Below are 15,157 nucleotides of genomic sequence, written 5' to 3'. Positions count from 1 at the left end.
AACTCTATGTCGCAAAAAACTAGATAAACGATTTATACCAGAGTCCATCATGACAAAATCCGTTCACATCCGCATAAACCTCAAGCATCTGCCCGATGATGTACGTAAGGCTGTCCCTCATTTTAATGAAGCGGACGATGCGGTACCAATATCCACGCTGGCACGGACCTCGATTAAAACGCTGTGGGGCTACAAGCAAGGGACGCGGCTGGCAACAGCCATCGATGTCGAGGTAGTGCTCTCAAACGCCACGAAACTTCCTCAATTCCCTCACGGGACCAGCGTCTATGCGGTCGGTCGCCTAGGCTTAGAGCTGGCGCGCATAGAACTGGCTCGCGCAGGACTGCCCAAGCAGGCACTCGACGCGCTTAGCACCGAACACATATCCGTCCAAACGACTGCAATCACCTATCTGATCCGGCTCGACAAACCTAGTATTTCCGCCGCACTAAAGAAGCAACTGAGCGAATATTCGCGTCTGCTGGGCCTCACCATTCAGCATCATCCTGCCGATAGCCGTACCTCTTATTCAGCGTGCCAGCCCGGCGCACGTACGAACGCACCCAGTGCGACGGGCACCCCGAATCGAACACTTGATGGAGTGACGATCAGCGCTGAGTTCTGGGCCAACCCGACTGTTGCCCGATTCGATGTCACGCTGAACAAAGCCTTCCTGCGCTCTCACGACTGGGAAAACTTCGATAGCTGGCGAAATGCGTACGCCGAAGACCGCTACAAGACGATCTTCAACATGACCATGCGCACCATGTTACAGTTAGATGGAAAGCCGCCCACACATTCTGAGCCAGGCCGAGCAGCCCTTGACCTGTTGGCAGAACGGAAGAAACAGGTAATACGCGACTATATTGCCGGAAAGGACGAGAAACAATCGGCGGCCCTACCTATGATGGCGGGCAACATGCAGGCATCCCAGTTGAAGGCGTGGCGCCGCTTCCGTCCATTTATTTTGAGCGCAACGGGCATCGACATGATTAGGCCTTGGAGCATCAACCGGCACTATCGCCCGCCTGCATTGGTGGAGGCGCTCGTGTACCCAGGCGACCTCCGCCAAACTGAAAAAGACGCAGCTTCGTGCTTTTGCAAGGCAAGCTGGCCTGAACTGCTGGCCGAGCTGCGGCAGGTCTACATGATGACGTAGTCATCGGCGTCATGCCGTTACCTGAGGCCGGAGCGATTGAGGCACCGGCTGCCATGCTCATTGCCTCGGGATAATGTGACGAGTACCTACTTGTCAAGACCCGCCTGGTTATAGACGCGTTTAACGAATAATTCCGGCTTGGTCTGCTGCCATTTTTTCATTGCCTGGATCGGTGTTTCATTATTCAGGGCGCGCTGAGGAATGTTGTGGTTATAGATTTTCAGGTAATTGCGCAACGTCGATTCCAGTTCGTCCCGAGAGCCAAAACGGGTCTGGTTTACGATCTCGCTGATGCGGCCATTGAAACGCTCGACCATGCCATTGGTTTGCGGATGGCGAGGCGGAATCAATCGATGTTCGATCACCAGCTGCTTGCACAGCACGTCAAAGACATGCTTGCCGCTGGGGATACGGTCGCCGCTCACGGGGTCTTTCTGCTTGCTGGTAAAGCGGTCGGTAAACTGGCTGCCGTTGTCGGTGAGCAGCTTGACGATGGTGACTGGGCAAGCATTTTTCAGTTTGATCAGAAAGTCGGTGCTGCTGCTGTCGGACTGGTTGGCATAGATTTCCATGAAGACCCAGCGCGTGGCGCGGTCGATGGCGACGAACAGGTAACGGCGTTCGGTTTCATCAGGCATCTGCGGCAAGTACTTGATATCCATATGTAAAAAGCCGGGCTCGTAATCCTTGAACGACTTTTTGGTGACCGGCTTGTCGCCTTCGCGTGCGGCCAGTTCGAGCAGACTGGAGACACCATGGCGCCGCAAGCAGCGTCCCAGGGCACCACGCGAAAGCGCCGGATTGACGAACTCGCGCGCGACTGCCAGCAAGTCGTCGGTGGGCAAGAGCAGTGTAGTGCGTAAGGCCACGACGATCAGCTCCTGGGTGGGCGTGAGCGTTGTGTGCATCGTGTGCGGCCGGTGCGAGCGGTCTTGCGGGCTGTCGCGATTCTGCCATTTGCGGATCGTCAGGCGGCTCACGTTATAACGTTCGGCCAGTTCCTGTTGGGAAAGTGTCGAGTTGCGGATTTCTTCCCGAATCAGGTGGGTGGTGCGGGCTTGGCTGTGAAGGGCTTGGGTCATGGCGCTGGCGATGGGGTGACAGGAATTAACAGTGTACTCAACAGGCGCCTGGCTTTGAAGTAGGGCAAGCTGCGAGTCGGGACATGATCACCCAACTCTAGACACCTACTTCCCCGCCACCTTGGCAGGCGTTCCTTGATTCTCCATCAGCGCCGCAAATTTCTTCCACGTCATCCGATGCTTGTTCACCGAGTTTCCAGACGGCAGCCACTCAATGTTACCCTTGCTAACCAGTAAGGTGCCGAGCTTTGAACCGTCTGTCTTTACCTCGATTTCTACATCTTTATGTAAGACAAATTTACTATTAATACTGAGGGTTACTTCGTGCGCCATCTCATCTCCATTCCTGAAAGAAACACTAGATATACATCAGTATTGAGCAAATATCAATACGAATGTGTATGTCGGTCAGGACGGTCGATGTACGTCAAGGCGCGGATACGCAGCCAACACTTTGTCCCGCTCAAAACACTTCAGAAAAACATACCAGCTAGCAGTCATGCTGAGACTCCCCGAAAAATAAATGGAGCGAGATGTCATGGGATAGCTGCCAAGACGAGTTAACGTGCCAACCATTGCTGAAACCGTCCATCTGCTTCGCTACCGCAATACCATTTCTCAGCTACCTTCGCTATTAAAACCTTAGCAGGAGCAATCGATAATATTCCCTTGCTATTTATCATCAGACGAGCATCTAACAAGGGTTGAACGAGTTCATAAACGTCATCGATAGAATATTTATCCTTAAATCTCGCAAGTTTTTGATCATCGCCAGATAATTCCCCCTCTGCATGCAATAAATCGAGAACTTCTTTTTGATATTCAGAAACTTCTAACGGAGTCCATTCTTGGCTTCGAGGTTTACCTTTTGGCAATGGTGCATTTATGAATGTATAGTTCCACCCGGCTTGACTATTCACTTGGACGGGCCTGCCGAGCATGAGTGGATAAAGAACTTCATCTTCCAAGTCCGAACCATAATCAACCGCTACCTTCAGCACTAGCTCAATTCTGGCGTATAAAAGCTCCAAAATTAAAAGAAGCGGATTGCTACCGCTGGATGACAGCCAGCCCCAACCAGCTTTCTCATCCCAGAAACCGCGATACGGCAAACCAGTCGTTTTGACAATGGAAAAGCCATCACTGATCATTAGATTAGGCATGTTGATCACACCATAACCTAGCACATTGGATTTATTATCATACAGCCTACCAAAACCTCTTCGGAAACCCAGTTCACTCTTATAACCATTGTATCCGATAGCAATTCTCAATGGTGTCAGACTATCACGGACTAGCGTGTGATATATCACGCGTTTATGAAAAGGTAGAACATGGTTTTCTTCGTAGCGTGGTGCCAACTCGCCAAACAAGTACAGATATTCCAATGCAGGGCGAGCCGTACTGAATTCGAGAGTTTTTTCATCTTCTTGGAGCTTAAGCGCCAATTTAGACAACCGTAGTGTGTCATTGAGATGATGATAGGCCTCTGCAATTTCAGTGGCAAAGAGATTTTTTTTAACTTCTATAACTGCAAGGACTTGGCAAATCGGATAAACAAAGTCATCGGTATGTGGAATACGACTTCCATCGCCAATTACAACCATGCAGTCAATCTGGCCGGAGCGTTCGTCACTCACTTGGATAAACCCTGAAACGACCTTGACGCCATACTTGTCAAGCATACTTTCGTTCAAAAGCCTCTTGGTGAGACCTTCATACATTTTCCCGATAGTTGGTGCATGTTTAATCGGATAATCATTGAGAATGATCTTTTCACGATCACTCATTTTCTTCAGCAGTTCGGAAAGTACTTGCATTTTAATATCTCTATTCCAAGCCAAAAAATCCAAGTCTATTATAAGGCTTGGAATTCTCCGCCCGCCTTAGTAACACCGGAATTAATTAGCGATTGCCAGTTAATCATAATACTGACACTACGAGAGCCTATTCCATGACAATCGAGCGCACAGCATTTGCACGGGCATAATGAACAATTAGGGATTGCTTGGTCGCTTGCACGGATCTAAGCGCCAACTATCGAAAAGCCACCATTATCGATAGTCAGCCGACATTAAAATTCAGTGAGTCCCGAAGCGGCATCAGCTGAGCGTCCAAGAATTTTTGGTTGGTCGAATGCTAATCTAAAGCCAGTGCTGCCTCAAGAGAGACTTCATCCACAATATCCTCTGGCGCAAAGAGATTGGCCTCCTCAACGCTTGCACGGGCTAATGCGATGTTGTGTATGAACATAACTACGGCGAGATCGCGCGTGGCACGTGAGCAGCACACATAGAAGAGGCGTCTCGTGCGGTCCACCACGTTGTCGACACCACCAGCGATGTTGTCATTATCCGTATCTGACAATGCCGTCATGCCGAAGTATTTCCCGTAGGAGAACTGCCGCTGGGTTTGTCCCTCCTCGTCATCTATCAACACAAGCACCCGCTCAAACTCGGCTCCTTTTACGCCTTGCTGGGTGGCAAATGGCGACAGATCCTCAAGGTAATGATGGTAAGCAGTCAATTCGCCGACACGGCAGTTTAGAAATGCCGTCACGGCCGGCACTTCAGGGTCATCGTCAACTGCGAGGATGGCAGGATCACCATCGAAATATTTGGTCCACGCCTCGTCGAGATGCAATAACCCGGCATCCTGCGCAAAGACAAGCACCTCCCGAAATGCTACGTCAGTCGACACCATGAGACGAGCGATTTCCTCTGTCGCGGTTTGCAGCATCCTCAAAACATCAGGAGCGTTTTCTCCTACTAGGCCAGCAGAGCTCAGTCGCGGGCACTCAGCACGCAGCAAGTTCATCACCTCGAAACCACGGTGCGCGATCACCGCCATTGCCAAAGGCAACAAGTATGTCAGGAAAGGTCTCAACGGCCATGTGGTGCCATCCTTTAGACCCTCCTTAATACTAGAAGGTGCATTGTCGTTCAACGCTGCATATAGGTTGGGGAAGCCGAGCCTAGTCGCGGCCATACGGTGTACGACTACCAATGCCCGGACGTCTGCGGCTCGATTCTCGCTCACCCAGTGCTCATCGTTGTTCGCTCGTCGAAGCCACTCCCGAACTTTTGCCAACTTCACCGAGCGATGCTCGTCGGCCGAAAGCAAAAATATTCTCGCAGAGCCTTCCATGGGGAGCTGAACTCCGTTGACCGTCTGAATTCGACCGCGCGTCTGAACTAATCCATCGCCTGGCTGACGAACTGCGTTAACGACGCTGAGTACACGCTGCGGGCATCTAAAATTTTCCGGCTTAGTGATCTGACGCCAGTGGTCGGGGACATCAATCGCACCCGCACCGTCGGTGTAAATCTTTTGCATCGGGTCACCGAAGAAACCTAGACAGAACTCGACCGGGGTGGTCTCGGCTATGCCGCGAAAGGCAGCTACGATATCCGGCCGTGTGTCTTGGCTCTCGTCGACGAACAGAACGGGATAGCGACTCGCGATGATGTCGCGGAGTAGCTGGCTCTGGTCGATTAGCTTAACCGCTGCTGAAATGACGTCAGTGTGGCCAAGGATGCCCCGACCAAAGTCGCTGCCCGCACCATACCTGAAGTGTGTTCGGGACTCTACGGCCTCAAGGTGGTTCCGATAGCGGGCGATATCTCTGACCAGGGCCTCGCGCGTCGCCGCACGTGTCCTAGGCTTATCGTGATGCTCCTGTGCGTCGGCAATTTTTTCGTGAATGCGTGAGATTACCCAGGTTTTCAGGTCGTTCTGGAATGGCCGCACCACCGCCCACAAAAAGCTGTGAATCGTTGATACATGGAATAGTGGGTCGTTTCCGACATCGCCCCAGATTTCTTTAACCGCAACCTCCGTATACGTGATGCAGGCAATCCGTTGGCCATGCGTTTTGAGCTCTTTTCTTCGCGTCCGCCCCAAGTGGTCGAGTGCCTTTACCAGGGATGTCGTCTTCCCGGAACCAGCGCCGGCGACCATCACGAAGCTGCGTTGTGGCCGTTCGTCCAAACAAGCACGCAAATCCAGATCTGCCTGCGTATCAGGCTGTCCGACGCGCCGAGTCATGGTGCCGCTTCCACATCGCCTGCCTGTTCCCCTGCGGGGAGAGATAGCGAGGGTGCAACTTGGCCCTCAAGCCATCGCAGGCCTTCTGAGATATAGCTCGGTACTTGCCATGCAGCGGGATCATGGGCCAATAGCGCGAGCGCAAAATCGGTCTTATGGAAGTTCGCGTTCTTAACCTTTCGATATAAACTTTCTGCGATGCCATCGAGGTCAAGCTTGTTGCAACCTTTGATCCGCAAACCAAGGTCTTTGCGGTCGACATTTTGACACCACGCCAGGTTTTGCAAGGCAAAGGCCTCCTCCAGCGTCCTGCCAGTTCTGTTCCCTGTTGTCTCTTGCCAAGTTACCTCAACCGTCGTTTGGTAAGAGACGCGCACGAGCGCATCCCCACCTTCAGCCCTTGGTTGGGTACGCTGATCGACAGTCGCAGCGAGCAACTCGGTGATAGTGCGGCAGCCTGGAAGCCACTTGACCAGTGTCTGATTCGACGTGAGCGCTCCAACTTCATGAACCATGCAAGCCTTACGTCCGCGTCGAACCGTTTCAGCCTCTTCAGCTTCTTCGGTTGTGTCAGGATCTGCATCGCCGGCATCATCATCGACAGGTGCATCTCCTGGCTGCGGAGGAGCGTCGACATCTGAAGGAAATACGCTATCGATATCAGTCACGATCAAAGAAGTTAGGCCTAGAAAGTCGATGAGGCCTTTGAACCTATGGCCGAACGCGCCGCCGATCTCCAGAATGCTTAGGTAAGTCGACTGTAGCTGCGGCGCCACTTTCGCGATCATCTGAGGCATCAGAATGCGCTCGACATTGCCTTCCACAAGAATGGCGGCATCAGCGAAGAATATATCGCAATGCGTGAGCCTCAGATAGCGCTCAAGGAAATCCCTGGTGTTATCGGCTGGATCAGCAGGGTCGTTCGCTGCCTCGTAGAATGCTGCCATGCTAAGGACCTGAGACCGTTGCACGCCCACATCAGTAGCGCGGCGAAAATACCGAATAGGTCGAAAGCCGCGCTCGAAGAGCACGTGCGGTGAATGGGTCGAGACGACAAGCTGGCTGGTGCAAAAAGGTGCATCCTCCTCGGGTACGGAGAGGATGTCCAGCACCTTACGGATAAAGACCTGCTGTAGCTGAGCATGCAGATGTGCTTCCGGCTCCTCAATGAAGATCAAGTGCAGAGGCGGGCGATTCTCCTCGATGTCAAGCCATCTAGCATGAACATCGAGCAGTTCGACAACCATATAGATTAGGTTTTTAAAGCCAAGGCCGTTATACCGATCTGGCAGGGTGGCTGAGCCCTCCACCCCGCCCAACGCACCCACGGCATAGTGGACGCGAGCACCTTCGTGGCTGCTGAGAATCGTAGCCGGGTTCAGGGCGGTCTTTATCAGCAGTCGTGGGTTATTGACGCCGGGATAACCAAGGTGAGCTAACTGTTCGAGCGTGGGACCAAAGACGCGCTCAAGGTGAGCGTTCAGTAAGGTCTCGGATTGGTACAGCGCACGCTGGGCCTCGTGGTCTTCGCCGCGTTTCTCAAGATTTCTCTCGTAGAAGCGACTCAGACAACGGGAAAGATCTTCGGCTCGGGAGCCTCCATTGGAGTCCGACAGGTGACGTTGGGCATGCAGGCAGTCCACCATGACAAGGCTGGCCAAGACATCCCTGCCGCTGCGACCTTTGTCTGGCAACAGACGCAGGGGAGTGTAAGCGTCCCCGGCATGCAGATTATCGTCGAACTGGGCACGATCAAGAACGTAGTAGCGTAACTCGAAATCTCGCCACAGGCGATCAACCGTGGCATCTGAGAGAAAGTCGCAAAGCGTACGTGGCTGTGGGTTGTATTCACCATTGTTTTGAGCATGTGCTGGCTCCGCCAGGGCTGGCACTTCAGTTTGTTCTGCGGGGGGCGCATTAGCGAGCCTAGCGCGGGTTCGCGTCTCTTGGAAACTGGTTCTAAGCGCTGGCGCGTCTGACGCGACGAGCTCGACTCGGATACCGACCCGGGCTCCTTGCCACGCCAAACTTGGCAACAGATCTACAACTCGATGAAGATCGGCAGGGCTGACGCCAAACCAGATGTCGATGGAAATAGTTGGCAGTTCAACGCCCGCTGTGCCCTCCCCAAAGGAGTTAATGGCTTCCCAACATTCAGAACTAAAATCATGAAGCGAAAATCGGCTCTTAGACGCTGAGGTGAACAACTGCAGAGCGTGTGCCGCTGAAGTCTTACCGCTATTATTGGCTCCCACGAAAATGGAAATGTCTGATGCCAAGTCGATGCGGGCGTCCTTAAGACGCCTGAAGTTGCGAATCCAGACTGTCTCGATGTGCATAATTCTCGCTTTTCTTTTAGGGAATGACCACTAAGGTCAGTGATTTCTAATGGTCGCGACGGTCATAGGGCAACGGAAACCAATATGGCACGCTGTCAGTTCTTATATTGGCCAAAGCGTCATGAGCGGCTACACCTAGCCGCACATAGAAAAAATATAAGCATAACATCTTGCTTAGATGAAAAATTCACGAAATGTCACGCGCAAGAATCTGACGAACCGAGCATTCATGCATTATTGATAGCAGAGCTTCCTGTTTTCGCAAGGTCTGCTTGTCTCTCACCGGCCAATACTTCATTAGCTGGCATCCAAACCGTGTTCGCGTCGAGTAAAGCCTACAAATATTTGCCCATACTGACAAACCTCATTTTAAGCATGCCTATGTGTAAAAAAATCGATATATTTGTAGAATGCCCTACGCTCGTGTAGCATTGCTAGATGTCAATAACAACCGCCAATGATGACTACTGACGAATGGAGCCGCTACGCATGCAATCTGCTAAAAGCAGAGCTCGCTCGCTCAGGCGTCGGCTATGAAGAGCTTGTGAGCCGATTGGATGCTATTGGTGTGCATGAAACATATCAGGGACTCGCGGCGAAGATTAATCGCGGCACTTTCAGCTTTGCATTCTTTGCTCAGTGCATGGCTGCATTAAGCGTTAAAACGGTGCGATTGAGCGAGTAACCTATTAGCGTCTAAAAATGTTTTTTACAAGATCTACGTAGCGCTTTAACAGAGAATGGAATTTAGATGGGCAATGAGAAGGCCACCGATCAGTTCGTACGCGACCTCCTTAGGGATATTGGAGTCACAAGACCATGGGAGCAGGACGGCGGCCCAAAGTGGAAGCGTAACGCACTCGCGGGTGGTTCCAAGTCAAAGCCAGGAAAGGGCGAAGGCAAACCCGAATTCGTGTTTGTCGTCGATGACTTCATTGTGATTATCGAGGACAAGAAGGAAGCACGCTTCACGCGGTTCTTAGAAGATGGTCTGGTGAACACTACGTTTCCGTATAGGCAGGACTATGCGTTCAACGGCGCGGTCCACTATGCGAGCGCGATGCTGCGTAATGGAGTGCCGCACGACAAGGGGATCTTCGCTGTCGGCATCGGTGGTGAAGAGCACCACCATGAGATCGCTGTGGCGTACGTGGGGCCTGGCCAAATCAAATTACTCGACGACCTCGATAACCTTGATGTCTTTGGAGCGGAATCTATCGGAGAGTATTACTCAGTCGCAGTGCGAGGGAACAAGCCGCAGTCGGAGATTCAGCTAGACACCGTGAAGGCGGCTGCTTCGCGTCTACATGAGGGGATGCGTAACTTCGGCTCTGTCGAGAATGACCGCAAGGCACCGCTAGTGTCGGCGATCCTGCTGGCCCTGGAGAAGCCCGGCTTTGAAATCGAAGAGTTGAAAGGCTCTTACGACCAGAGTCTGCCCGACGATTGGGACGGCGCGAAAATCTACAAGGCAGCCCATGCCTACATGGTATCTAAGGGCTTCGGGCCGCAGCAGAAGATCGGCACGTTGCTCGACCAGTTCGCGTTCATCGAAAAATCACCCGCGCTGAACCGCGTGCACAAAGAGCTGGGGATGACACCGCTTAAGTGGTTTGCGCAGATTCTAAAGTCGGACGTGCAGAAAGTCGTCACAGATCCCTCGATGAGTTCATTCGACGTGCTAGGGAACTTCTACCACGAGTTCATCTCATACGGCGGCGGTGACGGCAACACACTTGGCATTGTGCTTACTCCAGAGCACATCACAGCGCTCATGACCGAGCTCATCGATGTTGGCGCTGGCGACTGGGTCCTCGACCCTACGGCGGGTACCGCGTCGTTCCTCATCGCTGCGATGCACCGGATGTTCAAAGACGCAGGTGATGACGAGATAGTTAAGGAAGATATTCGCAAGAACCGGCTCCACGGCATCGAGCTCCAGGACAAGCTGTTCGCCATCGGTGCCACGAATATGATCCTACGCGGCGATGGCAAGGCGAACTTCCGCCGCGACTCGATCTTTGAAGCTCCGTTGCATGAGATGCGTGGCGATAAGCGCAGTACAGGAGATAGCTGGATCCCAGGTCACGGCTTCACGAAGGCACTGCTGAACCCACCGTACTCGCAGGCAAAGGACAAAACAACGCGGCACTTATCCGAGCTGGCCTTCATCGCGAGAGCACTAGAGTTTCTGAACCCTGGGGGGCGTCTTGCAGCGATCGTTCCGCAGTCCACAATGGTTGGAAAGACGAAAGAAGACAAAGACCGAAAGGTGTCACTGTTGAAGAAGCACACGCTCGACACAGTTATCACTTTGAACGGCGAGACCTTTGCCGACTCGGGTGTAGGAGTGCATCCTGTGATCGTACTATTTACCGCAGGGCGGCCGCATCCGCTAGATGCAAAGGTGAAGTTCGTTAACTTCCAACACGACGGGTACAAGGTGCAGATGCACCGAGGACTCACGGACGATGGCACTGCAGCTTCGCGACGCAAACACCTGCTTGAAGTGCTGCGAGGTGATGCGGTTGACGACACCCGGTTTATCGTACGTTCTGAGATCACGGCGCTGGATGAGTGGCAGCACTCGTACTTCTACTTCAATGACCAGCCCCCCACTGTCGAGGACTTCATGGCGACAGTTGCCGACTACCTCACGTGGCAGGTGGATATGCACGCCCACGGCCACGGCGGACTCATTACACCTAAAGAGGAAAAACTGCGATGCGTGGGAGACGGCACGTGAACACATTTGATAAGCTGACCTTCGCCCCAGTATATGTGACCGACATCGAGGGGCGTCAGGCTGGTCTGTTCCGCGCTCACAAAGGGAGACGTTTGATCTCCGCGCATAGAAAACTTGGAACAACCCCGTTTGTCGGCGCGTCGAGAGTGAACAATAGTATTACTGATTTTGCTGATACTCCTGTGCTGTTTCCGGGTGGCTGGGTGACCTTGATCTACAACGGCGACGGCGGAACTGGGCACGCTAAGTACCAACCAGCTCCATTCAGCGCGTCGGACGACGTCATCGCCCTCCAACCGCTGTCCAGCCAAGCCACAGAGCACGCCTTGCTATTGATCGCGAGCATGCTCACGCACCAATGTGTCCCGAAGTTCGGTTTTGGCTACAAGCTAACGTTGCATCGCCTTGGTCGCCAGAAGATCATGGCTCCCGTGACGTCCAATGTCGATGGCGAGCAGGTTGTAGACTGGGATAGTTTAACCCGCCTCGGCAAAGAATTGGTGAACGATGCGAAGCTGCGAATGCGGGCTGTTCGGCAACTGACTCAAACTGAGAAAATGGCAGAACCGGAGTTGACGTATGTGCCGATGCTCATCACAGATGTATTTGAGTCAATGCGTGCGGCTGGCAAGTGGTTCGATCTTAGTAAAGCGATCTCGTCTGGCAATCCATCAGTACCGTATGTTGCGCGTTCAGGCGGTGGAAACGGAATCGGAGCACTCCTGCCACATCAAGGATTTGACCCACCCAACGCAGGGAACGCCGTTACGATCGGAGTTTCAACTTCGACTGTGTTCTATCAGCCAGTACCCTTCTATACAAGCAAAGAGATCCAGGTTCTCCGGCACCGTCAACTTTCTGCGGACAATGGACCGATTCTCGTCTCGCTTCTTCGCGAGCAGATGAGCAAGTTCCAATGGGGCAACGGAGCATCTTTGGAGCGACTTAGGGCAACCCGAATCATGGTGCCAGTGACGACCGACGTCAACGGGGAACAAGTCGTGGACTGGGAAGGGATGAGCCGTTACGGGCGTACGTTACGCTTGAGAGCTGAAATCGCGATGAATGTCGCACTAAAAGACGCAATAGGTGTAGCGGCCACGCCTTGATCTGTACTAGCTCAGACTTGGCCTGACACACGACGTCCGACGACCGGCACCATTCGCACCGGACGTTCATATGCCCGAATAAGCTCTACTGTCTAAGCACGCATTTTGCAGTTTGTGGACTCTGTGAGTCAGGTCGAGTCCACTAACGAAAACGATTCACTCGCCAGCGCGTTCGAACATGCCGTACCATGCACAACAAAAATTGAACGTCTCGGCGCATTGATCACAAAAAACTTTTCGAGGACCGAAGTGAAAGCCACCGAAGCAAATCTGCTCAAATTTCTACGCAAATCTCCCCAGTTCATCATCCCGATCTACCAACGAAACTATGCATGGACAGCTGCGCAGTGCCGTCAGTTGTGGGGCGATCTGATGCGCGCTGGCCGCGATCCGGAGGTGAGCGCGCATTTCATCGGTTCTATCGTCTACGTGGAGCGCGGTCTGTCATCAGTCACCAGTCAGGAAGCATTGCTGGTCATCGACGGCCAACAGCGTCTAACCACCAGTACCTTACTCATTGCGGCCTTAGCTAAGCACTTCGAGACACACGGGCTGGGAGAAGTACTCGAAGCATTTTCGAACAAGAAGCTTCGCAACTATTACCTGCTCAACCCAGACGAAGAAGGCGAGCGTCATTTTAAGCTGATTCTATCAGAGACCGACAAAGAGACCCTGCTCGCTCTACTGCAAGGCGCTCCGCTACCGGCAGAGGCCAGCAGCCGCATCACAGAGAACTACGCCCTGTTCCAGGAATTGATTACGGCAAACCAGTCGGAGCTGGAAGCCATTTGCCAGGGCCTAGCCAAGCTTGTGATAGTTGATGTGGCGCTTGATCGCGCTCAGGACAATCCGCAGATGATCTTTGAGAGCATGAACTCTACAGGGTTGGAACTTAGCCAGGCGGATCTGATCCGCAACTACATCCTGATGGGGCTTGAGCCGAAGCTGCAAACCGATCTCTACAAAGCTTACTGGCGGCCAATGGAAAAGGCCTTCGGCCAAGCTGCCTACGTGGTGCACTTTGACGGCTTCATGCGCCACTACCTCACGGCGAAGACGGGGGACATCCCTAACGTCCGTGACGTATACCACGCGTTCAAGGCGTTTGCACGTAGCTTCAAGGGCGACATTTGTGATCTCGTGGCCGACATCTACGTTTATGCGTCCTATTACTGCGCCATGGCCTTGGATACGGAGACCGATACCGGGCTCAGGCAAGCTTTTCACGATCTGCGCGAACTAAAGGTCGACGTGGCGTACCCTTTCCTGTTGGACGTGTACCACGACTATAAGCAAGGGCGTCTGAATACAGAGGAAGCACTGCGGATTGTTCACTTGGTCGAGAGTTATGTGTTCCGGCGCGCCATCTGCGCCATTCCCACCAATTCAATGAACAAAACGTTCGCAGGCCTGAGTCGAATGCTGAAAAAAGACCGTTACCTTGAAAGCGTTCAGGCCGCATTCCTGATGTTGCCGTCGTACCGCCGCTTCCCAGGCGACGACGAGTTCCAGCGGGACGTCAAGGTACGTGACCTCTACAATTTCCGCAGCCGTAGCTACTGGCTGCGCCGGCTGGAAAACTACGGGCGCAAAGAGCGCGTCGTGGTTGAAGACTACACCATAGAGCACATCCTGCCCCAGAACGCGGACCTGTCCAAAGAGTGGCAAACAGAGCTTGGTCATGATTGGCAGCGCGTTCAGCAGCAATGGGTTCATAGCCTGGGCAACCTGACCCTTACGGGTTACAACAGCGAGTACAGCGATCGTTCTTTCGCTTACAAGCGCGATCAAGTCATCGATAAGAATGGCAATCCGGTCGGATTTGCGTACAGTCCACTGAAGCTGAACATTGGGCTCGGCAAAGTGCATGCGTGGGATGAGGCAGCCATCATGGCCCGCGCCGATCGCCTGTCCCGTGATGCCGCGCACGTCTGGATATCGCCGCAACTGGCAGAAGATGTGCTCACCGCCTACCAGCCGACCTCAGCCAAACCTGGCCAGTCATACAGCATGGCTGACCATCCGTTCTTGTCTTCAGGCCCCATCCACGAATTGTTCGAGGCGCTGCGAAAGTCTATTTTGACGCTAGATCCATGCATCAATGAAGAGTTCCTTAAGCTCTACGTGGCCTACAAGGCAGAGACGAACTTCGTTGACGTCGTCCCCCAGGCCAAGCGCCTGCTGCTGGTGCTCAACCTCGGCATCACGGAGATCGAAGACCCCAAGGGCCTGTGCCGCGATATCTCCAACATTGGCCGATGGGGCAATGGCGACGTTGAAGTCGGTTTGAGCCATACAGACGAACTGCCATACGTATTGGGACTGGTCCGGCAGTCTTTCGAGCAACAGATGGGCGGGGCGCAGAACGAATGATTTGATTAGAGACGCGGGGGGCTCATCTAAGTTGTTTAATGGCCGTTTCTGGCCGGGAGGCGGACCATGAGGACTTTAACTCATCTGACAGTTTGTGTCAGATCAAGTCGCGGCCATTCCGTCTTAACCATTACCTGAATGCTTTAGCATTCCGGCTATGTGTAGAACTTCCCTTTCGGCCCGTACCCAGCCGGCGTGACTGTCAGTGTCGCAAGTCGATCGATCAACTGCTTGCGGCATGTGAACATGTCTCGGTAGCCTGAGTCTTGTAGAAAAAGCCCATTGCGACGCTCCAGCTTAGG

At 53.2% G+C, this 15,157-nt stretch carries 10 protein-coding genes; 5 read left to right on the top strand and 5 right to left on the bottom strand.

Annotation, left to right across the window (positions count from 1 at the left end; genetic code table 11):
* Window positions 1–49 precede the first annotated feature (49 nt).
* A complete protein-coding gene (locus tag ACQ4W6_RS14250; RefSeq protein ID WP_436567834.1) occupies window positions 50–1,159 on the top strand; it encodes a hypothetical protein in 1,110 nt (369 codons plus the stop codon).
* Window positions 1,160–1,245: 86 nt separating this feature from the next.
* On the opposite strand, the gene ACQ4W6_RS14245 is transcribed toward ACQ4W6_RS14250, so the two are convergent.
* The 5 genes from ACQ4W6_RS14245 to ACQ4W6_RS14225 all read right to left on the bottom strand — a co-directional run bounded on the left by ACQ4W6_RS14245 (window position 1,246) and on the right by ACQ4W6_RS14225 (window position 8,627).
* A complete protein-coding gene (locus tag ACQ4W6_RS14245) occupies window positions 1,246–2,241 on the bottom strand; it encodes an IS481 family transposase (RefSeq protein WP_436567833.1) in 996 nt (331 codons plus the stop codon).
* 105 nt (window positions 2,242–2,346) lie between these two features.
* A complete protein-coding gene (locus ACQ4W6_RS14240) occupies window positions 2,347–2,574 on the bottom strand; it encodes a hypothetical protein (RefSeq protein WP_307779013.1) in 228 nt (75 codons plus the stop codon).
* A 227-nt stretch (window positions 2,575–2,801) separates the two neighbouring features.
* Window positions 2,802–4,061, bottom strand: a complete 1,260-nt coding sequence (locus ACQ4W6_RS14235; protein WP_436567832.1) for a DUF6602 domain-containing protein — start codon at window positions 4,059–4,061, stop codon at window positions 2,802–2,804.
* Between the two features lie 319 nt (window positions 4,062–4,380).
* Entirely contained in the window at window positions 4,381–6,288 is a 1,908-nt protein-coding gene (locus ACQ4W6_RS14230; RefSeq protein WP_436567831.1) for a UvrD-helicase domain-containing protein, read from the bottom strand.
* Window positions 6,285–8,627, bottom strand: coding sequence for an ATP-dependent nuclease (locus tag ACQ4W6_RS14225; protein WP_436567830.1), 2,343 nt, complete (start codon window positions 8,625–8,627; stop codon window positions 6,285–6,287). Before ACQ4W6_RS14225 ends, ACQ4W6_RS14230 begins: the two co-directional genes overlap by 4 nt.
* A gap of 457 nt (window positions 8,628–9,084) precedes the next feature.
* Here ACQ4W6_RS14225 and ACQ4W6_RS14220 point away from each other — a divergent pair, with 457 nt between their 5' ends.
* The 4 genes from ACQ4W6_RS14220 to ACQ4W6_RS14205 all read left to right on the top strand — a co-directional run bounded on the left by ACQ4W6_RS14220 (window position 9,085) and on the right by ACQ4W6_RS14205 (window position 14,855).
* Window positions 9,085–9,312, top strand: coding sequence for a DUF6471 domain-containing protein (locus tag ACQ4W6_RS14220; protein ID WP_436567829.1), 228 nt, complete (start codon window positions 9,085–9,087; stop codon window positions 9,310–9,312).
* Window positions 9,313–9,378: 66 nt separating this feature from the next.
* A complete protein-coding gene (locus ACQ4W6_RS14215; protein ID WP_436567828.1) occupies window positions 9,379–11,373 on the top strand; it encodes an HsdM family class I SAM-dependent methyltransferase in 1,995 nt (664 codons plus the stop codon).
* Window positions 11,370–12,482, top strand: a complete 1,113-nt coding sequence (locus ACQ4W6_RS14210; RefSeq protein WP_436567827.1) for a restriction endonuclease subunit S — start codon at window positions 11,370–11,372, stop codon at window positions 12,480–12,482. The genes ACQ4W6_RS14215 and ACQ4W6_RS14210 overlap by 4 nt, the downstream gene beginning before the upstream one ends.
* Window positions 12,483–12,731: 249 nt before the next feature.
* Complete coding sequence (locus ACQ4W6_RS14205) at window positions 12,732–14,855, top strand: GmrSD restriction endonuclease domain-containing protein (RefSeq protein WP_436567826.1); 2,124 nt, start codon at window positions 12,732–12,734, stop codon at window positions 14,853–14,855.
* Window positions 14,856–15,157 lie beyond the last annotated feature (302 nt).

Origin of the sequence: Janthinobacterium woesei, from assembly GCF_051380875.1 — a bacterium.
GTDB lineage: Bacteria > Pseudomonadota > Gammaproteobacteria > Burkholderiales > Burkholderiaceae_D > Janthinobacterium.
Note: the sequence above shows the minus strand (reverse complement) of the source record. Positions and strands in the feature narration are given on the sequence as shown.